This window comes from Agrobacterium sp. fls2-241-TYG-188a (assembly GCF_030209845.1).
Map to the genome: position 1 here is coordinate 336,055 of NZ_JARVRD010000002.1, position 20,034 is coordinate 356,088.

Sequence of the window (20,034 nt, forward strand, 5' to 3'; positions counted from 1 at the left end):
TCAAATTTTGCTAGCAGAGGCCAACGAAAAATCCATGACACCGGAAAACAGATATGCCTGATCTTCTGCTCGAACTTCGCTCCGAAGAAATCCCCGCACGCATGCAGCGCAAGGCGGCGGGTGATCTCAAGAAGCTTGTCACCGATGCGCTGGTAGAAGCAGGCCTGACCTATGAAGGTGCCCGCGAATACTGGACGCCGCGCCGCCTGACGCTGGATATTCGCGGCCTCAATGCCCGCTCTGCCGATGTGCGGGAAGAAAAGAAGGGTCCGCGTACCGACGCCAACGAAAAGGCGATCGAAGGCTTCCTGCGCGGTGCCGGTCTGTCGTCCGTGTCGGAAGCGCAGGTCGTATCCGATCCGAAGAAGGGCGATTTCTATATCGCCGTCATCACCAAGCCTGGCCGCCCGGCAGAAGAGATCATTGCCAGCGTCATGCCCGGCATCATCAGGGGTTTTGCATGGCCGAAATCCATGCGCTCCGGCCCGGCCTCCATGCCCAAGGGTTCAAGCTATGGCGGCATCGAAGGCAAGGGCTCGGAAAGCCTGCGCTGGGTGCGCCCGCTGCAATCCATCGTCTGTGTATTCGGCCCTGAAAATGATGAAACACAGGTCATTCCCTTCGAGATCGATGGCATCGTTGCTGGCAACGTGACCTATGGCCACCGTTTCCATGCGCCTGAAGCCATCACCGTGCGCCGTTTCGAAGATTACGTATCTAGCCTGGAAAAGGCCAAGGTCATTCTGGATGCAGAGCGCCGCAAGGACATCATTCTGCATGACGCTAAGGATCTGGCTTTCGCCAATGGCCTCGACCTTGTGGAAGATGAGGGCCTGCTGGAAGAGGTTTCCGGCCTCGTGGAATGGCCTCAGGTGCTGATCGGCACATTCGAGGAAGACTACCTCGAAATCCCCGCCGAAATCATCCGCCTTACCATCAAGACCAACCAGAAGTGTTTCGTGACGCGCCCGCAGGGCGCGACAGAGGGCCTCTCCAACCGCTTCATTCTGGTCTCCAATATTCAGGCCATCGATGGCGGCAAGGAAATCATGCACGGCAACGGCAAGGTCGTGCGCGCCCGCCTGTCTGATGCCAAGCACTTCTGGACCCGCGATCAGGGCAACCTGCCGGATCTTGAGACACTCAAGGCATCCGCCGCGAAGTTCGACCTTGATCTCACCAAGCCGCTGGACCAGCGCATGGCCAAGCTCGATGCGTTGAACGTGACCTTCCACGCCAAGCTCGGCACACAGGGTGAGCGCGTGGCCCGCATCCGCGAACTGGCCAAACAGCTTGCGCCTGTGATCGGCGCAGATGCAGCGCTAGTGGACCGTGCCGTGGTTCTCGCCAAGGCCGATCTGCGCACCGAAGCGGTGGGTGAATTCCCCGAATTGCAGGGCCTGATGGGCCGCAAATATGCCTTGCTTCAGGGCGAAAACGGAAGCGTTGCCGCAGCGATTGAAGACCACTGGAAGCCGAATGGCCCGTCCGACCGTCTGCCGCAAGACAAGGTCGGGCTGACTGTGGCTCTGGCCGATAAGCTCGACACCCTCGTTGGCTTCTGGGCCATTGATGAAAAGCCGACTGGTTCGAAAGACCCCTTTGCGCTGCGCCGTGCGGCTTTGGGTGTTGTGCGGATGATTTTGGAGAGAGGGGTTCGTCTGCCGCTGCTGAGCATCGTTAGAGACGGCGACCTCCTGTCCTTCTTCCACGACCGCCTCAAGGTCTACCTCCGCGATCTCGGTGCACGCTATGATCTCATTGAGGCCGTGCTGACGCCTGAGACTGACGATCTTCTCATGGTCGCGCGTCGCGTCGAGGCGCTGACAGCATTTGTGACGGATCAGGATGGCATCAACCTTCTGGCTGGCACCAAGCGCGCTACGCAGCTTCTGGCGGCGGAAGAAAAGAAGGGCACTGTGGTTGCCAACAGCGTTTCGGAAGAGCTGCTGAAGCTCGATGCCGAAAAGGCGTTGTATGCTGCCATCAAGACTGCCTCTGCCGATGCCGCCAAGGCGGTTGAGGCGGAAGACTTCCGTTCCGCGATGCAGGCGCTTTCCACTCTGCGCGCCCCGGTCGATAAATTCTTCGAAGATGTGCTGGTGAATGATGAGGACAACGCCATCCGCGCCAATCGTCTGGCACTCTTAAAGGCCATTCGTGAGGCAACCGGTACCGTTGCGGATTTCTCCAAGATCACCGGGTGATATGGTCGGAAGGCGTTGACGTTAAAGATTCTGATCAGCGCCTGCCTGCTCGGCCATGCCGTTCGCTATGACGGCAAGGGCAAGCCGCTTGCGCATCCGGCCGTCGAACGCTGGAAGCAGGAGGGTCGGTTGGTGACGATCTGTCCGGAAATGGCTGGTGGTATGGCCGTTCCGCGTCCGCCAGCGGAAATCGAGGGTGGTGCGTCCGGGCTTGATGTGCTGGAGGGAAGGGCGCGTGTCATCGAAATCACCGGCGGTGAGGTAACCTCACAATTCATAGACGGCGCGCAAAAGGCGCTGGCTTTTGCGAAGGAGCACGGCTGTGCTTATGCCCTGCTGATTGACGGCAGTCCATCCTGTGGCTCCGTGGCCATCTATGATGGCTCGTTTTCGGGCCGCAAACAGGCGGGCAATGGCGTGACGGCTGCGCTGCTCGCCCAAGCCGGAATAGCCGTCTTCTCACCCGCCAATATCGATGCGCTGGACCGCCTCACGCAATGAAACGCCGGAGATTTCTCCCCGGCGTGTGTGTGATCCATTGATGTTAAAGAAGCAGGTCAGCTTGCCCGGCGCATTTGCTGCGCCATTCCATGCAGGCTGCCGTTCTGGGAGCTGGAAACGCGGAAATTGCGGATGAGGTTGAGAAGCTCTTCCGTGTCGGCGGCCAAGGCTTCGGCGGATGCGGTGGTTTCCTCCGCCATGGCTGCGTTGTGCTGCGTTGCTGCATCCAGCTGGTTGAGCGACGACGAGATGGAGCGCAGCGTCGTGTCTTGTTCCGCTGCCGAGTGGGCGATCTTGCTGACGATCTCGCTCGAAGACTTGATCTGATCGGAGATACGCTTCAGCGCATCGCCGGCTTCGCCAACCAGACGCACGCCATTTTCCACCTGGGAGGATGAGCGGGCGATCTGTTCCTTGATTTCCTTGGCGGCAGCGGCGGATTTCTGCGCGAGTTCGCGCACTTCCTGAGCAACCACGGCAAAGCCTTTGCCTGCTTCTCCCGCACGGGCCGCTTCTACACCGGCATTCAACGCCAGAAGATTGGTCTGGAAGGCGATGTCGTCGATGACGCCGATGATTTTCGAAATCTCTTCGGATGATTGCTCGATACCGCTCATGGCGCCGATTGCCTGTTCCACGATAACGTCGCTGCGGTTGGCATCGCCACTGATCGAAGATACCCGCTTGGCCGCTTCGGACGCACCATCCGCCGTCTGGCGCACGGCGACCGTCAGCTCGTCCAGCGCTGCGGAGGTTTCCTCCAGATTGGCGGCCTGGCGCTCGGTGCGTTGCGACAACTCATTGGACGCCTTGCGGATTTCATCCTTCGAGCCGCCAATATCGATGCTCTTGGCGTTGACCTTTGCCATGGCGGCATCGAGTTGCGAAAGCGCCTCGTTGAAATTGTCGCGCAAGTTGGAATATCGCGAACCGAGATCGGCACAGCGCACGGTCAGATCGCCCTGTGCCAGCTGCGCCAGCGCGTTGCCGATGGTGTTGACGACGCGGGCCTGAAGCGCTGCTTCGTCACGCTGCATATCGAGATTGGTTTGACGCTCGCTATCCAGTTGCAGCTGCTGTTCTTCCTGGTGACGCTGCATCGTGTGGCGCTCTCGCACCTTGTCCTGCAGAGCCTTTGTGGCGTTTGCCATCAGGCCGATCTCATTCTTCATGCCGGTATGGGGAATGGGCAGATCGACATTCTCATTGGCCACTTCGCCCAAGGCCTTGTGCAGTTCTTCCAATGGTCTGGAAATGCCACGAATGACGATATAGGCGGCCAGCAGGCCAAGCAGGAAAACGCCGACGCCAACCGAAACCGCGTTGATGATGGTTGAGCGAACCTGAGCCTGGAGATCATCGATATAGACGCCGGTTACCACAACCACCTGCCAAGGCTCGAATGCCATCGCATAGGAGCTCTTGAGAAAGTTGTCGCCTTCAGCGCCGGGCTTGGGGCCGTAGAAACTCGTTTCGCCGCCGCCAGCCCGCGCCAGCCGCACCAGTTCGTCACGATAGGCGAAACCCTGGCTATCCGGCTTTCCCTTGAAGCTCTGTCCAACGCGTTTTGGATCCGGGTGAAACAGCATTTTGACGTCATAGTCATAGCCGAACATATAGCCATCCGGCGTATACTTCATGGATGCGACGATGGCGAAAGCCTGGGTCATGGCCTGTTCGCGGGTCAGCGTCCCGGCTTTTTCCTTGTCATAGAAAGATTGCAGAATTGAGATGGAAGACTGCACCTGCGTCCGCAGCATTCCATAGCGTTCCTCGTAAATCGCATTTACGGAGGATCTGATCTGAAAATAGGTCGCTACGGCAAAAGCCGCCATCAGCGCCACTACAAGCAGGATCAATTGGCGAGAAATGGGCATGTTCTTCATGGACGCTCACAGGGTCAAAGCACCGATGCCTGAAAGGCAGCGGTTGGGTTGATAACGCGTGGGGGGCAGCGCGCATGATGCGCCAGTAATGGTGCAATCATCGCACCGATATGTGAGATGAAGCTTTAGAAGGTTGAAGAATTGTTTAAATTTGAAAGTATCGGCGCGAATATTTGGAAAAATAATTGCAATAAGTCACTCTTGTAACGTTTGTCTTCTATTATCGGTTGATCGGGTTGGTTATTGGGACTCCCGGTAGACGGATTTATAAGGCTCAGAGCGAGGGCCGCAACGCGGTTCCTTCGAAGCTTGGTGGCGTTGTGACTGCCGCCACGGGTGGAATTTCTCCAGCGGACTTATCTGCAACCGCCGATGTCGTCATCGTCGTGTCGATCGTTGAAGGCTCCTCGGCGAGCTGCGGGGTGGTGTCCCGCACTGGCAACCATGCCGGATTGTTGCTGACATAGGTCACCGGAGATCCGCCCAGCCATGCCTCCTGGCGCACCAGCTGCTTCTTTCCATCCTTGTCCCGAACGGTGATATCCTGTGTGCCGAGCGCCAGCACTGGTGCTTTATCGGCTTTGACTGGAGAAGGGGCGGGCGGGCATTCGGCGCAGGAAATAACGATGATGCTGTTATTGCCGGTGCGATTTCCGCTCACGATCTCGATAGACGACGCCATGGCTGGAAAACCCGCCAGCACGAATGCGACCGTCATCAAAACCTTGCCCATGAAAACCCCCGTTGCTCACGGCCAATCCGCTGCCAACGTCGAGAATCTTACGGTGACTTTCTTTCAATCCGGTCAGGAAGACTGGTAAATATTGAGCGAATTGCCAGTGTCGACTACTTGCCTTTTTCCCGGGCAACCGCCTGCCAGCCAATGTCGCTGCGGCTAAACCCGTTTTCCCATTGGACGTTACTTGCCAGTGCATAGGCGCGGCTCTGCGCCTCGCTGACTGTTTTGCCGATGGCGGTCACGTTCAGCACGCGTCCGCCCGTTGCCACCAGCTGTCCATCCTTGATGGCGGTGCCCGCATGGAACACCTTCGCCTCGTCGCTGGCTTCGGGAATGTGGTCAATGGGCGTGTTCTTGTCATATCCAGCCGGATAGCCCTTCGACGCCAGAACGACTGTCAGCGCAGCGTCGTCGCTCCATTCGGCCTTGATCTGGTCCAGCGTGCCGGTGGCTGTGGCGTAGAGCATGGGAAGCAGGTCGCTTTTCAGCCGCATCATCAGCACCTGGCATTCGGGATCGCCGAAGCGGACATTGTACTCAATCAGTTCTGGACCCTTGCGGGTGATCATGAGGCCCGCGAAGAAAACGCCGGAGAAAGCATGGCCATCCTGCGCCATACCGCGCATCGTGGGCTCGATGATCTCCTTCATGGTCCGCTCGACCATTTCCGGTGTCATAACCGGGGCGGGTGAATAAGCGCCCATGCCGCCGGTGTTGGGGCCGGTGTCGCCATCGCCAACGCGCTTGTGATCCTGCGCTGTTGCCAGTGCCAGAGCGGTCTTGCCGTCGCAAAGGCAGAAGAAGCTCGCTTCCTCACCGTCCAGAAACGCCTCAACGACAACTTCCGCGCCGGCTGCGCCAAAAGCGCCGTCGAAACAGTCGTCAATCGCCGCAAGCGCCTCGTCCTGCGTCATCGCAACCGTCACACCCTTGCCAGCCGCCAGACCGTCGGCCTTGATGACGATGGGAGCCCCCTGTTCGCGCACATAGGCCTTGGCCGGTTCTGCAGCCTTGAAGCGCTGATAGGCGCCCGTTGGGATGTTGTAACGGGCGCAAAGGTCCTTGGTGAAACCCTTGGAGCCCTCCAGTCGAGCCGCAGCGCGGGACGGGCCGAAAGTGGCGATACCGGCATCGCGAAGGTCATCGGCAAGTCCTGCCACAAGCGGGGCTTCTGGACCGACGACGACGAAATCGATGGCGTTTTCTTTGGCAAAGGCGATGACGGCGCCGTGGTCTTCCACATCAAGCGAAACCAGTGTCGCATGTTCGCCAATGCCGGGGTTGCCGGGTGCTGCGAAAAGCTTTGTGAGGAGGGGAGACTGGGCGATTTTCCAAGCCAGCGCATGTTCGCGTCCGCCCGAACCGATCAACAGAACTTTCATGGTCAACACCCCTGCCATCTCGCGTTTTAACGTGTTGCTGGGGCGTTAAGGGCAGGGGGCGGAAAGGTCAAGAACAAAGCGCCTAACTCTATGCTTCTTTGCTCTTTGTCCCGCCACAGCAAGCAGCCACGTTTCTTCACCCGGGGCTTTTCTGTGGAACCGCCGAAGCTTCCTGTTGTCATGCCACAATCAGCATCTATGTTCGGGCAGATTTTTCAAAACAGTTTCGAGAACAAAATGTCCGCAGATAATGCCCGCCTTGCTCCGCTCATCGCTTCCGAAATCAATGCCCGTGCCGATCAGGTCAAGGCGGCGATAACGTTGCTGGACGAAGGTGCGACCGTTCCCTTCATCGCGCGCTATCGTAAGGAAGTTACCGGCGGGCTTGATGATACGCAGCTTCGCACGCTGGCGGAACGGCTGTCCTATCTGCGCGAACTCAACGCCCGTCGTGCCTCCATCGTCGATTCCATCAATGGTCAGGGAAAGATGACCGATGAGCTGATGGTCAAGATCGTGTCGGCGACCACTAAGGCAGAACTCGAAGATCTCTATCTCCCCTACAAGCCGAAGCGCCGCACCCGTGCCGAAATTGCCCGCGAGCGGGGCCTTGGCCCATTGGCACAGGCCATCTGGGACAATCGCAACGCCGACCCGACCGCTCTTGCGCAGGCTTATGTCCAGGGTGACGTCGCAGATGTCAAGGCGGCGCTCGAAGGCGCGCGAGACATCGTAGCCGAAACCATGACCGAGAATGCCGATCTGCTCGGTCGCCTGCGTGATTACATGCGCCACAATGCCACCTTCCGGGCCAAGGTGGTGGAGGGCAAGCAGGCAGCGGGCGAGAAGTTTTCCGACTATTTCGACCATTCCGAAAAATGGGCGACCGTACCCGGCCACCGCGCTCTGGCCATGCTGCGTGGCTGGAACGAGGAAATCCTGACGCTGACCATCGACGTGGATGCGGACGATCCATCGCCCGTCAAACCCGCGCAGCGCACCATCGCCAGCGCTTTCGATATCCGCAGCGGCGGCCCGGCAGATGCGTGGCTGATGGAGGTCGCGGGCTGGACATGGCGCGTCAAGCTGTCCATGTCGCTCTCGCTCGATTTGATGCGGGAGCTTCGTGAACGGGCGGAGGAGGAGGCAATTCACGTCTTTGCCCGCAACCTCAAGGACCTCCTGCTGGCAGCGCCCGCCGGTTCGCGCGCCACCATGGGGCTTGATCCCGGCATCCGCACAGGCGTCAAGGTGGCGATTGTCGATGGCACCGGCAAGTTGCTGGAAACCACCACCGTCTATCCATTCCCGCCCAGGAACGATATTCGCGGCACGCAGGCGGAACTTGCTGGCCTGATCGCCAAGCACAAAATCGAGTTGATCTCCATTGGCAATGGCACGGGCAGTCGCGAAACGGAACGACTGGTAGCAGATATGCTCGGTCAATTGTCGGGCACCAAGCCCACCAAGGTTATCGTCTCGGAAGCTGGCGCGTCGATCTACTCCGCTTCAGCCAGTGCTGCGGCCGAGTTCCCCAATCTGGATGTCTCGCTGCGTGGCGCCGTTTCCATCGCAAGGCGTCTGCAGGACCCGCTGGCCGAACTGGTGAAAATCGAACCCAAGTCGATTGGCGTTGGCCAGTATCAGCACGATGTCGATCAGGGAAAATTGTCTCGCTCGCTGGATGCCGTTGTGGAAGATGCGGTGAACGCTGTTGGCGTTGATCTGAACACCGCGTCCGCTCCGCTTCTTGCCCGCGTTTCAGGACTTGGCGCCTCCATTGCTGATGCCATCGTGACGCACAGGGATCAGACAGGACCTTTCGCCAGCCGCAAGGAACTTCTCAAGGTGCCGCGCCTCGGCCAGCGCACCTTCGAGCAATGCGCGGGCTTTCTGCGCATTCCAAATGGCAAAGAGCCGCTGGACGCGTCTTCCGTGCACCCGGAAGCCTATGGTGTCGCCAAGAAGATCGTTGCCGCCTGTGGTCGCGACCTGCGCTCGGTCATGGGCGATAGTGCGGCATTGAAGTCGCTGGACCCAAAGCAGTTCATCGATGAGCAATTCGGTTTGCCGACCGTAAAAGACATCATTGCCGAACTGGAGAAGCCGGGCCGAGATCCGCGTCCAAGCTTCAAGACGGCGACCTTTGCCGATGGCGTGGACGAGATTACCGACCTCAAGCCCGGAATGCTTCTGGAAGGAACGGTCACGAACGTTGCCGCTTTCGGTGCCTTTGTGGATATCGGCGTGCATCAGGACGGGCTGGTCCATGTGTCGCAACTGGCCGATCGCTTCGTCAAGGATCCGCATGAGGTGGTGAAGGCGGGCGATGTGGTGAAGGTGCGTGTTGTCGAGGTGGACGTGAAGCGAAAGCGCATTGGCCTCACTATGCGCAAGGATGGCGGCGAGGCCGCCCCGGCGCCGATGCGCGAAAAAGGAAATGCCAGTGCCATGCGGCACGCTTCGGCCAAACCCCAGGCCCGCAACGAGGGGTCGCAAAGCGGGGGTGCTCTGGCAGCAGCACTGGCCGAAGCAATGAAGAAACGCTGATCGCAGGTTGTATCGACGCCTCCACCAAGCTGGAGGCGTCGCCCTTGATTTTGAAATCGTTCAATTTTTTTGAAAACCATGCCGCTTGAAACTTTGTTTGAAAGCGATAGCTTAAGTCTCGATTGATAAGTGAGACTTAGCTTGTTGGGAGGTGGAATGGCCTCGTCTCTGCATGGTTTGCTTGGCAAAATAGTCAAAACTGGAAATCTGGTCGTCACCGGTCCCGGTGGGTTGCATGTCTTTGGCGACGGCACCGGCGAGCGCGTTGCGCTCAATTTTACTGACGAGGAGGCGATGGACGATATCGCCAGGGACCCCGCTCTCAGGCTTGCCGAAATCTACATGGAAGGGCGAATGGCTGTCGTAGAGGGGGACATCTACGATTTTCTGGCGCTGATCAAAAAGAACACGTTGAGCGAAGCGCTCACCTTCGGGATGATCTGGCGCGGCATGGCGCGCATCATCGCCGCACGGATCAGGATGCATCTGCCCGTCAACCACAACAAGGACAATGTCTCCCACCACTACGATCTCAGCGCCAAGCTTTTCGATCTTTTTCTGGATGAAGACTGGCAATATTCCTGCGCCTACTTCAACCCGCCGGGAATAAGCCTTTATGAGGCACAGGTAGCCAAGAAGCGCCATATTGCCGCAAAGCTGATGCCGCAACGCGGTCAGCGCATTCTCGAGATAGGTTCGGGATGGGGTGGCATGGCGATGTATCTCGCCGAAAGCTCGGATGTCGATGTTACCGGCATCACGTTGAGCGAGGAGCAGCTGCGCGTTTCCCGCGACAGGGCAGGCAAGCGCGGGCTGGGTGACAAGCTGCGTTTCGAGCTTCAGGATTACCGCCACCTTGCCGCGTCAAGCAAGTATGATCGCATCGTTTCCGTGGGCATGTTCGAGCATGTCGGGCCGACCCATTACCGCGAATATTTCCAGAAGGCGGCGCAATTGCTGGATGAGGATGGTGTCATGGTGCTTCACTCCATCGGCCAGCCCAGCCCTCCGCTCGCGACCAATCCCTTCATCGAAAAATATATTTTCCCCGGCGGTTATATTCCCGCCCTCTCGGAAGTTCTGCCCGCAGTGGAAAAGAGCGGCCTGCTGGTTCGCGACATAGAAATTCTTCCGATGCACTATGCCCATACCCTGCGCGAGTGGCGCAAACGTTTCGTCGCCAACAGGGCAGAGGCCATCGGGCTCTATGACGAACGGTTCTTCCGCATGTGGGAGTTCTACCTTGCCGGTTCGGAAATGGCCTTCACCCATGAAAATTTTCACGTCTTCCAGCTTCAGCTGACCAAACGCGGCGGCGTCGTGCCCGATAACCGGGACTATATTGCCGCCAATGAGGCAAGGCTGCTGGAGTTCGAGAGAACGCGACCACCGCTTGAAAAGGTGAGTTTCTAAGAGGCGCGCAAGCCCGCAGTTTCATTGTTTCTGGCTGCCAAGGCGTTTGGTTTTGGCCTTGAAATCGCGCGCCTGTGCTTTTGCTTGACGCTTCGTAAATGTCGAGCGTAGAACGCTTGCATGGTTGACCAAAACGATCTTTCCGGCCGCGTTTCAGACGCGCCATCCAACAACTGGGTCTATCGGGTATTGCCGAGAAGCCTCTGGCCTTACGCGCAGCTGGCCCGGTGGGATCGTCCCATCGGCTGGGAACTGCTGATGTGGCCGTGCTTCTGGTCTGCTGCCATGGCGTCGAACGCGGCGCTGGCTCAAGGGACGTTTTCCTGGGCCACTCTGGCCTTTCACCTGTTCCTCTTCTTTGCCGGTGCCGTGGCCATGCGTGGGGCCGGTTGCACCTACAATGATCTTGTGGATCACAAGATCGACATGGCGGTTGCCAGAACGCGCTCCAGACCTTTGCCATCCGGCAGGGTCAGCCGCAAACAGGCGAAGATCTTCATCGTCCTTCAGGCGCTCGCCGGGCTCGTCGTTTTGCTGTGCTTCAACGGGTTCGCGATCATCGTCGGCCTGTCATCGCTTGTCTTTGTCGCGATTTACCCCTTCGCCAAACGCTTCACCCATTGGCCGCAGTTCTTTCTGGGGCTTGCCTTTTCATGGGGAGCCCTGATGGGTTGGGCGGGCCAGTTCGCAGCCTTGTCGCTTGCGCCATTACTGCTCTACATCGGGGCGATTGCCTGGACCATCGGTTACGACACGATCTACGCCCATCAGGACAAGGAGGACGATGTGACGGTCGGCATCGGCTCGACCGCGCTTCTGTTCGCAGACCGGACCCATGGCTGGCTGATCGGCCTTTACGGTGCCGCACTCCTCTTCATTTTCCTGGCATTTCTAACCGCCGGGGTCAGCTGGCCTGGCTATCTCGGCCTTGCCGCTTCCGCCGTTCTCCTGGTGCGGCAGGTCATGGTGCTTGATATCAACAATGTCGAGCAGTGTCTGGCACTGTTCAAATCCAACAACCGGGTCGGATTGTTGATTTTCTGCGGGCTGCTCCTGCCGCTCATCATCGCTTGAAACTGAAAAACCCGGCGGCGTTTCGCAACGCGCCGGGTTTTTGATGAATGGCAGCGGCTGTGTATCAGCTGCGAGCGATGATTTCCTTGCCCTGAATGCGCATGGTCATGCCCAGCGATCCGGTGCTGCGGCGCACGAGGAAGCGTGGACGACGCTCGGCAAAGTAGGAGTGACGGCGACGGGCGCGGGTGGCCTTGGTCCGCACATGTCCAAGATGGTCTTCCAGAGGGCGCGCAACGCCGTCGGCTTCAACCATCAGCATTGGAATACGGTATGCTTCAGACCAACTGCGCCAGTCAGCCGCGATGTCGCAAAGGTCATGCGCCACCAGCAGCGGAATGCAAAGGTCCGGATCATCGTGATGCAGTTCGAGCGTCACGGTAACGCGGCCATCACCATGGTCGATGGCGCGGGCGGCCACACCCTTGAAGGCGCGGGCCGGCAGCGCGAAAGAAAGCGGAAGGCCGCTGGAATTCAAAACCTTGCGAAGAACTGCGCCGCGCTCATCGAGCGTGATAGCGACATCGGCTGAACCCTTGTCCTTGCCATAGGTGAGCTGCTGCGGAAACCGTGTAGGGTCAAGCCGGAGAGTAGCGCCTGCCCATTCGGGCTTCAGAACAGTGTTGGTCATATCATGCTATCCTTGTTTTACCTGAGAGCCGTTTCATGGCCTCGTCCGGGACTTTTCGTCCTCTGATAGGGAGAAGATAGCGGCGGCATCTTCGAGACAGCTTAAAAATCGAGGTTAAGAAAACTTTGCATTCCCAAATGGTTAGCAAAAAGCAGCCTGACAGGGTTTCAAATTCCTGAATTGACACGCGTGCCGGTTTGCCACCGGTTGTGCCAGCATCAGTTCCATCAAAAATGCAATTTTGCCGAATGCCCGCTCGTTGCCCCCGCGCAGGTCACCCCTGAAACCAGCTTGCGCAGGGGAAAGAGCGTTGACAACAGCAAAATACGCGAAAGCCAAAAATGGGCGGGGATTAGGTCGATTTGACGCCTGCCTGTCCGCCGCAAACAACCGAAGCGCGTGGCTGAACCACGCACCGAATCCGCACAGACAGGCTCTTTTCGGATTAGATCTTTACGACCTTGCCGGGGTTCATGACGCCCGCAGGGTCAAATGCTGTCTTGATCCGACGCATCAGTTCCATTTCGATACCCGGACGAATATCGGCAAGCTCGTCACGTTTTAACTGTCCGATGCCGTGTTCGGCAGAAATCGAACCACCGTGGGCAAGAACGATTCCGTGGACGATGTGGTTGATCTCGCGCCAGCGGGCGATGAAGTCTGCCTTGTCGGCCCCGACCGGCTGGGAAATATTGTAATGAATGTTTCCATCGCCCAGATGGCCGAAGGCGCAGATGCGCGCGCCGGGAATGGCATTAAGGACGCCAGCCTCCGCCTGTGCCATGAAATCCGGGATTTTCGATACGGGAACGGAGACGTCGTGCTTGATGGAGCCCCCTTCCGGCTTCTGCGCATCCGACATGCTTTCGCGCATGTGCCAGAGCGCCTGACGCTGTGCCTCGGATGAGGCGATGACCGCGTCCTGTACGATCCCCGCCTCGAAACCCTGTTCCAACAAGGTTTCGATCATCGTCTGCGCAGTCTCGGCGGTATCCGAGGTGGAGATGTCGATCAGCGCATACCACGGGTGCGGTGTCTCCAGCGGATCGCGAACGCCGGGGATGTGCCTGGCGGTAAATTCTATGCCGATGCGCGGCATCAGTTCAAAGCCCGTCAAGGCCGCACCGCACAGTGTCGAGGCACGCTCGAACAGCGTCAACGCATCGTCAGGAGAATTCAGTCCGGCAAAAGCCACTTGATGGCCCTTCGGCTTAGGGAAAAGTTTCAGCACCGCGCCGGTGATGACGCCAAGCGTGCCTTCCGAACCGATGAAGAGATCGCGCAAATCGTAACCCGTATTGTCCTTCTTCAACCGACGAAGGCCGTTCCAGATTTCACCGGTCGGCAAGACGACCTCAAGACCAAGGCACAATTGCCGCATATTACCATAGGCCAGAACGGCTGTGCCACCGGCATTGGTGGCAAGATTGCCGCCGATGCGGCAAGAGCCCTGCGACCCCAGCGAAAGGGGGAACATGCGCTCGACCTTGTCGGCGGCCTCATGCACGGTATCGAGAATGCAGCCGCCGTCCACCACGATGATATTGGCCACCGGATCGGTATCACGAACGGCGTTCATCCGCTCCAGCGACAGTATAATATCATTGCCATCGCTGCGGGGTGTCTGGCCGCCGACAAGCCCGGTATTGCCGGTCTGCGGCACGATGGCGGTTCCCGTTTCGCTGGCGAGCGTCATGATCGCAGAAACTTCCTGCGTCGAGGCGGGTTTCAGCAGCAGCGACGAGGAGCCCTTATATAGACCGCGATTTTCGACCAGATGGGGTGCCAGACCGGCCTCGTCGCGCACGGCGTTCTTGTCTCCCACGATGGATACGAAGCGCTGGATCAGATCGTCGGGCAGGGCATTCGTCGTCATGATGATCCTCGTGGCAGGTTGTCAGGGTCTGGGCGCGGCGGCTCGCGCCAGCCTGTCGTTGATGGCTTCGCCCAAACCGTGATGGGGAATGGGAGTGATGGCAATGCTGTGGGCGCCGCTTGCGTCAGCAGTCTTCATGGCGTCGAAGAGGCGGCTTGCTGCCTCCACCAGATCGCCCGATCGACTGAGCTCGATGATGACCGCAGCATTCTCCTGGCCCGAAACGTCGGCGTCGCCAAAGCGAAGCAGCGCTTCGCCTGCCTCAAGAGAAACGGCGTTCAGGCGAACCGCTGCCGTCGGGGCATAGTGTGATGCCAGCATTCCCGGCGCTTCGATTGCAGCAGAAGCTTTCTCAGGACGCATCAACGGAACGCCGATAACCCGTTCGATGTCTTCCGCGACGATGCCGCCGGGACGCAACAGCCGCGCGGTCCCGTCTGCCTCGATCTTGACGATGGTGGATTCGACGCCAACAGGCGATGCGCCGCCATCCAGGATGAGCTCGACCCGGTCGCCCAGATCGGCCTCGACATGGGCGGCGCTGGTCGAGCTGATCTTGCCGGAACTGTTGGCGCTGGGGGCTGCAAGCGGCTTGCCGAAAGCGTTGATCAGCTCCGCGGCAAAGCCTTCGGGGATGCGAACGCCAGCGGTGTCGAGACCAGCGGTCGCGAGTGAATGGATCGGGCTTTCGGCTTTCAGCGGCAGAATAAGTGTGAGCGGCCCTGGCCAGAAGGCATCCGCCAGCCTGCGGGAAAGCGGATCGAAGGTCACATGGTCTTCTGCCATGGCAAGGCTCGCCATATGGCAGATCAACGGGTTGAACTGCGGTCGGCCCTTGGTTTCATAGATGCGGGCAATGGCAACCGGGTTTGTCGCATCTGCGGCAAGTCCATAGACGGTTTCCGTCGGTATCGCGACGGGATGGCCGGAGGCGAGGACGCTTACACCCTCGCGAAGGGCCATGTCCCTGTCTTCTTCGATGTTAATCTGACGCGCCATGAATGCTGCACCTTAAGGGGCGCGTCGCCTTGAAAAGCGCCGCACGGTTTTGCGCGGCATTCTTTAGAGGTATTCCGGCGGATTGGAAAGCCGTTTGCCGTGACGGGCTAGAGCGACTGGATGAATTTGCGCATTTCATTTGAGCGGGTGCCCAGCATCAGCACGTTCTTGAGCGCCACCTTTGGGTCGCTCGTGCGAAACAGCAGGCCGTCACGATGGATCGCCTTGTTGATCTGCACGGTCTTGTCGCCCGCCATATCCATGGCAATTGCGAAATACATGCGTGACTGGCGCTGATCGATGTTTTCGAAGAAGTTCTCGTCGCCACACAGTTCAGAGAAGAAATTGGCGAAATAGAATGAGAACAGCACCGGTGTGCGGGCGTCGAAACTGGTCCGCGATGCCGTTACGTGGCAGTAACCCAGATGAGGGCTGGCTTCGATCGTGCGATGAAACACCATCTTCGGAAAGCGGATGGATTTGTGAAAGGAATCAAGCCGGGAATGGGTGATTTCCCCGGCTGCCTGCAGCTTTCGACCGGTAATGGCCGCGACTTCTTCATGGGAGAGATATCGCGGCTCCTTGGGAACCCATTTTTCTTCGTAGCGGGCAATCTTGCCGGTGCGCAGGAAGTCGGAATGGGCGGTTTTGGTGCGCGCGGGGGCAGCCTTGGCAGCTTTCGCATCAAAGTAGCGGATTTGCGTACCCTTCTCCATCGGAGAACTCCCATTGGCAATCCACATATTTTTAGGGGATGGGCGTTAATTTTGTCTTTCCGGCAAACCGGCAAGTCCCGGCTTTGCGACGTGCCAGACTGTGTCGTATTGCGACGCATTTTAACGTGAATATCGACGCAAAATACTGTTTTCGATAGGAAATATCGTCCCAAAACAGCCTTTCGGCATGTCGCAAATTGTCGCCAATGCGGAAGCTAATGTCGCTCCATGTGGTGCTGCGAAGCGGCACGAATGATTAGATAAATCCCATGACGCGGGATATGCATGGAGGCGACCGCGATTTTTCGAGGACATGGCCATGGATTTGCGTGAAACCGTATTGCGCCAACTGAAAAACCGTCGTGAAGGCTTCACCCTGGAGCAGCCTTTCTACGTGGATCAGGATTACTTCCAGCTCGATATGGAGAATATCTGGTACCGCGACTGGCTTTTCGTTGCCCATGATTGCGAAGTTCCAAAGGCTGGCACCTATCTCACGGTTCAGATCGGCGATTACGCCGTCGTCATCGTTCGCGGCAAGGATGGCGCCATCCGTGCCTTCCACAATTCCTGTCGCCATCGTGGCTCACGCGTCTGCACCACGCACAAGGGTCAATCGGCGCGGCTGGTCTGTCCCTACCATCAATGGACCTATGATCTGGATGGCAAGCTCCTGTTTGCCCGCCACATGGGCGAGGAGTTCAACAAGGATGATTTCGGCCTGAAGCCGATCGCCTGCGAAACCGTCGCGGGATATGTCTTCATCTGTTTGGCGCAACAGCCTCTGGATTTCGCGCCGGTGCGAGCCGAAATCGAATCCTACATGGCGCCACACCGTGTCTGGGAAGCCAAGGTGGCGCATGAAAGCACCATCATCGAAAAAGGTAACTGGAAGCTGGTCTGGGAAAACAACCGGGAATGCTACCACTGCGCTGCCAACCATCCCGAGCTTTGCCGTACCTATCCGGAAAATCCCAGCGTGACCGGCACGGATGGCGGCGCCAGCGATCCGGAAATCGGCGGCCATTGGGCCCGCTGCGAAGCCGCCGGTCTGCCCAGCCGCTTCAAGATCGACCCCAAGGGCCAGTTCCGGGTGGCGCGTATGCCGCTGATCGGTGATGCCGAAAGCTACACCATGTCGGGCAAGCGCGCCGTGCGTCGTCCGCTGTCGGATGATGTCACAATCGACCACATCGGCACGCTGCTTCTGTTTCACTATCCGACCACCTGGAATCATTTCCTTGGCGACCACCTGATCTCTTTCCGCGTGCTGCCGCTCGGGCCGCAGGAAACGCAGGTCACGACGAAATGGCTTGTGCATAAGGACGCGGTGGAAGGTGTCGACTACGACATCGAAAACCTGACCCATGTCTGGAACGAGACCAATGATCAGGACAGGCGCATCGTGGAAGAGAATGCATTCGGCATTCGCTCGCCTGCCTATGAGCCGGGGCCTTATTCCATGGAAGACGAAGGTGGCGTCATGCAGTTCGTGAACTGGTATTCCGATTTCATGATAGACCGCCTGTCCGGTGATCGGCAAAAACTCTCGGCGGTCGCATGACCGCGACGAACATGGTGACGACATACAAGCATATCGATGAGATGAAGCCGTGGAGCGACAAGCTTCACCTGCTGGAATGTATCTCGGTAACGCCCGAAACACCTGACGTAATGACCTTTCTTTTTCGTTCGGAAGGTCCCAACTGGTTTCGATATCTCCCCGGGCAGTTCGTCACGCTTGAGCTGCCGGTAGGGCCGGAGCCGCTGTTTCGCACCTACACGCTTTCGTCCAGCCCCTCGCGGCCCTATGCGCTTGCGGTTACGGTCAAGGCGCAGGCCAACAGCATCGGCACCCGCTGGATGTTCGACAATCTCAAACCCGGGACCAGAATACGGGCGCTGGGGCCACTTGGCGATTTTTCCTATGTGCGCCACCCCGGCGACAAGTATCTGTTCATTTCGGCAGGCTCCGGCGTCACGCCCATGATGTCGATGGTGCGCGACATGAGCGACCGGGCACCCCAAAGCGACATTTCCTTCATCAACTGCTCGCGCTCACCGTCCGACATCGTGTTCCGCCATGAGCTTGAATATCTCGCCCGCTTCATGCCCAACCTGTCGCTCGGTTTCATCGTTGAAAATTGCGGCCGCACCGACCTCTGGTCAGGTCTGAAAGGCATGGTCGACAAGGCGAAGATCGCGCTTCTCTCCCATGATTTCATGGATCGCACCGTATTCTGCTGCGGGCCTGAACCCTTCATGGCAGCCGTTCGCTCGATGCTGGAAGCCTCCGGCTTCGACATGGCGCGTTACCATCAGGAAAGCTTTGCTCCGTCCGCTCCCGTTGTTGTCGGCCCCAGCGACGTCCCTGACGATGGGGAAGTGCTGGCCAGGATAGGCTTCACCCTGTCCGGCAAGGAGGTGCCATGCCAGTCCGGCCAGACAATCCTGATGACGGCGCGTGCAGCGGGCGTTCGCATCGGTGCGGCCTGCGAATCCGGAATATGCGGCACCTGCCGCGTGCTCAAGCTGTCCGGCGAAGTAGAAATGAACCACAATGGCGGCATTCTCGATGAGGATATTGAAGAGGGATACATCCTCGCCTGTTGTTCAAGACCGCTGACGGACGTCCAGGTCGAGGCCTGAATATAGTCAGCTAATCTCGCCAATGGAACCAATATGGAGTTTTCCCGTTATTTGACCATCGAAGCGCGGTCTTAACGCGTAGTGTCATAACACGGAGAATATTCATGCTGAATTTGCGAAAGACGAGCGTTGCGACAGCTCTGATCATGGTGTTGACGAGCTTTACGCCGTCTCAGGCATTTCAGGTTCCTGTCCCGATGCAGAAGCCTGCACAGGCTTCGACCCAGGATGTCGTCCAGGTACAGTACCGCGATGGCACGCGTCGCATCTACCGCGACCGTCACCACCGTTTCGACCGCCGCGACTATCGTCGTTCGGACCGTCAGGGCTACTACAACGGCCATCGTGGCTACCGCGAGTACCGTCGCGGCTACCGCCAGCACGATGGCTTCTGGTTCCCGCTTGCAGCCTTTGCGACGGGTGCAATCATCGGCGGTGCAGCCTCCCAAGCTCGGCCTTCCTACGGCAGCAATCACCAGCAGTGGTGTGCGAGCCGTTACCGGTCTTACCGTGCCTCGGACAACACATTCCAGCCTAACAATGGCCCGCGCAGACAGTGCGTTTCCCCATAACATATAGGCCCAACATAAAAGCCCGGCGGATGTCGGGCTTTTACTGTTTTATTTATCGTGAAGCCATCAAGTGACTGTGAACACATTGTTAATGCTGGGTTCAGCTACCGGTCAATAAGCTGAATAACATATAAATACTCCTGCGTGAGCGGGTAAGAATACCAAGAAGAACGTCGTTATTCACAATGAGCCGGCAACATGTCCGGCCGTGGATGGAGGAAATGAAATGCAGAATTCGATGAAAATCCTTTGGGCCGCCGGCTTTTCGCTTTTAGCGGCGGTTGGCTCGGTAGTGCCTGCGCAGGCAATGCCCGTTATTGCTGCTCCAGCCGCAGCCACAAATGCCGAAAACGGTGTCGTCAACGTCCAGTACTGGCGCGACCGCGGCTACTATCGTGATCACCGCCCCGGCTACTACCGTGGCCACCGTGGTTATCGCGACTATCGTCCCGGTTATCGCAACCATAATGGCTATTGGTTCCCGCTGGCAGCATTCGGTGCGGGCGCGATCATTGGTGGTGCCTTGGCCCAGCCGCGCGAAGTGTATCGTCCGGTACCTGAATATCGCCCACGCCCGGTCTACCGCGCAGCGCCCCGCGCTGGCATGAGCCAGGCTCACACGAACTGGTGCTTTGGTCGCTATCGTTCCTACGATGCCTATAGCAACACGTTCCAGCCCTATAACGGCCCACGTCAGACGTGCTATTCGCCATACGGCTAATGCCTTGAAGCTCAGCAGTATAAACGCCGCCCGGCTCCATCCGGGCGGCGTTTTGCTGTCTAGAGCGTTTCCGGTTAAGACGAGTTCGCCTTCAACACTCTATCTGTTCGTTTTTACG

16 protein-coding genes are annotated in these 20,034 nt (G+C 58.3%); 9 read left to right on the top strand and 7 right to left on the bottom strand.

The features are described from left to right. Positions 1-53 precede the first annotated feature (53 nt). Both glyS and QRN85_RS08380 read left to right on the top strand, forming a co-directional pair. Positions 54-2,207 (top strand): glycine--tRNA ligase subunit beta, encoded by a 2,154-nt coding sequence (gene glyS, locus QRN85_RS08375; protein ID WP_284757432.1) that lies wholly within the window; start codon positions 54-56, stop codon positions 2,205-2,207. 15 nt (positions 2,208-2,222) lie between these two features. After that, positions 2,223-2,708: a 2-thiouracil desulfurase family protein gene (locus QRN85_RS08380; RefSeq protein WP_284757433.1), complete on the top strand. Its 486-nt coding sequence runs from the start codon at positions 2,223-2,225 to the stop codon at positions 2,706-2,708. Between the two features lie 56 nt (positions 2,709-2,764). Here the strand turns inward: QRN85_RS08380 and QRN85_RS08385 are convergent, their stop codons facing one another. The 3 genes from QRN85_RS08385 to purD form a co-directional block, all read right to left on the bottom strand. Next, positions 2,765-4,594, bottom strand: a complete 1,830-nt coding sequence (locus QRN85_RS08385) for a methyl-accepting chemotaxis protein (protein WP_284757434.1) — start codon at positions 4,592-4,594, stop codon at positions 2,765-2,767. A 274-nt stretch (positions 4,595-4,868) separates the two neighbouring features. Then, on the bottom strand, positions 4,869-5,327 hold the full coding sequence (locus QRN85_RS08390) for a plant virulence effector HPE1-like domain-containing protein (RefSeq protein ID WP_284757435.1): 459 nt from the start codon (positions 5,325-5,327) through the stop codon (positions 4,869-4,871). Between the two features lie 113 nt (positions 5,328-5,440). Next, positions 5,441-6,715 carry a phosphoribosylamine--glycine ligase gene (gene purD / locus QRN85_RS08395; protein ID WP_284757437.1) on the bottom strand — a complete coding sequence of 425 codons (1,275 nt, stop codon included), beginning with the start codon at positions 6,713-6,715 and terminating at the stop codon, positions 5,441-5,443. A gap of 237 nt (positions 6,716-6,952) precedes the next feature. On the opposite strand from purD, the gene QRN85_RS08400 reads away from it, so the two are divergent. The 3 genes from QRN85_RS08400 to ubiA all read left to right on the top strand — a co-directional run bounded on the left by QRN85_RS08400 (position 6,953) and on the right by ubiA (position 11,752). Next, a complete protein-coding gene (locus tag QRN85_RS08400; protein WP_284757439.1) occupies positions 6,953-9,265 on the top strand; it encodes a Tex family protein in 2,313 nt (770 codons plus the stop codon). 156 nt (positions 9,266-9,421) lie between these two features. Beyond that, the gene (locus QRN85_RS08405; protein WP_284757442.1) at positions 9,422-10,678 is read left to right on the top strand and encodes a cyclopropane fatty acid synthase; all 1,257 of its coding nucleotides are present in this window, start codon (positions 9,422-9,424) and stop codon (positions 10,676-10,678) included. Between the two features lie 120 nt (positions 10,679-10,798). Further along, the gene (gene ubiA / locus QRN85_RS08410; RefSeq protein WP_284757444.1) at positions 10,799-11,752 is read left to right on the top strand and encodes a 4-hydroxybenzoate octaprenyltransferase; all 954 of its coding nucleotides are present in this window, start codon (positions 10,799-10,801) and stop codon (positions 11,750-11,752) included. Between the two features lie 64 nt (positions 11,753-11,816). On the opposite strand, the gene QRN85_RS08415 is transcribed toward ubiA, so the two are convergent. The 4 genes from QRN85_RS08415 to QRN85_RS08430 form a co-directional block, all read right to left on the bottom strand. Next, positions 11,817-12,383, bottom strand: coding sequence for a DUF6101 family protein (locus tag QRN85_RS08415; protein WP_062586659.1), 567 nt, complete (start codon positions 12,381-12,383; stop codon positions 11,817-11,819). Between the two features lie 445 nt (positions 12,384-12,828). Then, a complete protein-coding gene (locus QRN85_RS08420) occupies positions 12,829-14,259 on the bottom strand; it encodes an FAD-binding oxidoreductase (protein ID WP_284757445.1) in 1,431 nt (476 codons plus the stop codon). A gap of 21 nt (positions 14,260-14,280) precedes the next feature. Continuing rightward, on the bottom strand, positions 14,281-15,258 hold the full coding sequence (locus QRN85_RS08425) for an L-threonylcarbamoyladenylate synthase (RefSeq protein WP_284757446.1): 978 nt from the start codon (positions 15,256-15,258) through the stop codon (positions 14,281-14,283). Positions 15,259-15,365: 107 nt separating this feature from the next. After that, the gene (locus QRN85_RS08430) at positions 15,366-15,974 is read right to left on the bottom strand and encodes a DUF6656 family protein (protein WP_062587210.1); all 609 of its coding nucleotides are present in this window, start codon (positions 15,972-15,974) and stop codon (positions 15,366-15,368) included. A gap of 319 nt (positions 15,975-16,293) precedes the next feature. On the opposite strand from QRN85_RS08430, the gene QRN85_RS08435 reads away from it, so the two are divergent. The 4 genes from QRN85_RS08435 (at position 16,294) to QRN85_RS08450 (ending at position 19,916) form a co-directional block, all read left to right on the top strand. After that, positions 16,294-17,538, top strand: coding sequence for an aromatic ring-hydroxylating oxygenase subunit alpha (locus QRN85_RS08435; RefSeq protein WP_062587212.1), 1,245 nt, complete (start codon positions 16,294-16,296; stop codon positions 17,536-17,538). An 11-nt stretch (positions 17,539-17,549) separates the two neighbouring features. Beyond that, entirely contained in the window at positions 17,550-18,623 is a 1,074-nt protein-coding gene (locus QRN85_RS08440; RefSeq protein WP_062587211.1) for an FAD-binding oxidoreductase, read from the top strand. A 104-nt stretch (positions 18,624-18,727) separates the two neighbouring features. Continuing rightward, positions 18,728-19,195 (top strand): BA14K family protein, encoded by a 468-nt coding sequence (locus QRN85_RS08445; protein WP_284757447.1) that lies wholly within the window; start codon positions 18,728-18,730, stop codon positions 19,193-19,195. 226 nt (positions 19,196-19,421) lie between these two features. Continuing rightward, the gene (locus QRN85_RS08450; RefSeq protein ID WP_284757449.1) at positions 19,422-19,916 is read left to right on the top strand and encodes a BA14K family protein; all 495 of its coding nucleotides are present in this window, start codon (positions 19,422-19,424) and stop codon (positions 19,914-19,916) included. Positions 19,917-20,034: the final 118 nt, after the last annotated feature.

What these genes read in the sequence shown, in the direction of transcription:
- glyS (WP_284757432.1), top strand. Translation starts at nt 54, where the DNA reads ATGCCTGATCTTCTGCTCGAACTTCGCTCCGAAGAAATCCCCGCACGC.
- QRN85_RS08385 (WP_284757434.1), bottom strand. Translation starts at nt 4,594, where the DNA reads ATGAAGAACATGCCCATTTCTCGCCAATTGATCCTGCTTGTAGTGGCG.
- QRN85_RS08390 (WP_284757435.1), bottom strand. Translation starts at nt 5,327, where the DNA reads ATGGGCAAGGTTTTGATGACGGTCGCATTCGTGCTGGCGGGTTTTCCA.
- purD (WP_284757437.1), bottom strand. Translation starts at nt 6,715, where the DNA reads ATGAAAGTTCTGTTGATCGGTTCGGGCGGACGCGAACATGCGCTGGCT.
- QRN85_RS08400 (WP_284757439.1), top strand. Translation starts at nt 6,953, where the DNA reads ATGTCCGCAGATAATGCCCGCCTTGCTCCGCTCATCGCTTCCGAAATC.
- QRN85_RS08405 (WP_284757442.1), top strand. Translation starts at nt 9,422, where the DNA reads ATGGCCTCGTCTCTGCATGGTTTGCTTGGCAAAATAGTCAAAACTGGA.
- ubiA (WP_284757444.1), top strand. Translation starts at nt 10,799, where the DNA reads ATGGTTGACCAAAACGATCTTTCCGGCCGCGTTTCAGACGCGCCATCC.
- QRN85_RS08415 (WP_062586659.1), bottom strand. Translation starts at nt 12,383, where the DNA reads ATGACCAACACTGTTCTGAAGCCCGAATGGGCAGGCGCTACTCTCCGG.
- QRN85_RS08420 (WP_284757445.1), bottom strand. Translation starts at nt 14,259, where the DNA reads ATGACGACGAATGCCCTGCCCGACGATCTGATCCAGCGCTTCGTATCC.
- QRN85_RS08425 (WP_284757446.1), bottom strand. Translation starts at nt 15,258, where the DNA reads ATGGCGCGTCAGATTAACATCGAAGAAGACAGGGACATGGCCCTTCGC.
- QRN85_RS08430 (WP_062587210.1), bottom strand. Translation starts at nt 15,974, where the DNA reads ATGGAGAAGGGTACGCAAATCCGCTACTTTGATGCGAAAGCTGCCAAG.
- QRN85_RS08435 (WP_062587212.1), top strand. Translation starts at nt 16,294, where the DNA reads ATGGATTTGCGTGAAACCGTATTGCGCCAACTGAAAAACCGTCGTGAA.
- QRN85_RS08440 (WP_062587211.1), top strand. Translation starts at nt 17,550, where the DNA reads ATGGTGACGACATACAAGCATATCGATGAGATGAAGCCGTGGAGCGAC.
- QRN85_RS08445 (WP_284757447.1), top strand. Translation starts at nt 18,728, where the DNA reads ATGCTGAATTTGCGAAAGACGAGCGTTGCGACAGCTCTGATCATGGTG.
- QRN85_RS08450 (WP_284757449.1), top strand. Translation starts at nt 19,422, where the DNA reads ATGCAGAATTCGATGAAAATCCTTTGGGCCGCCGGCTTTTCGCTTTTA.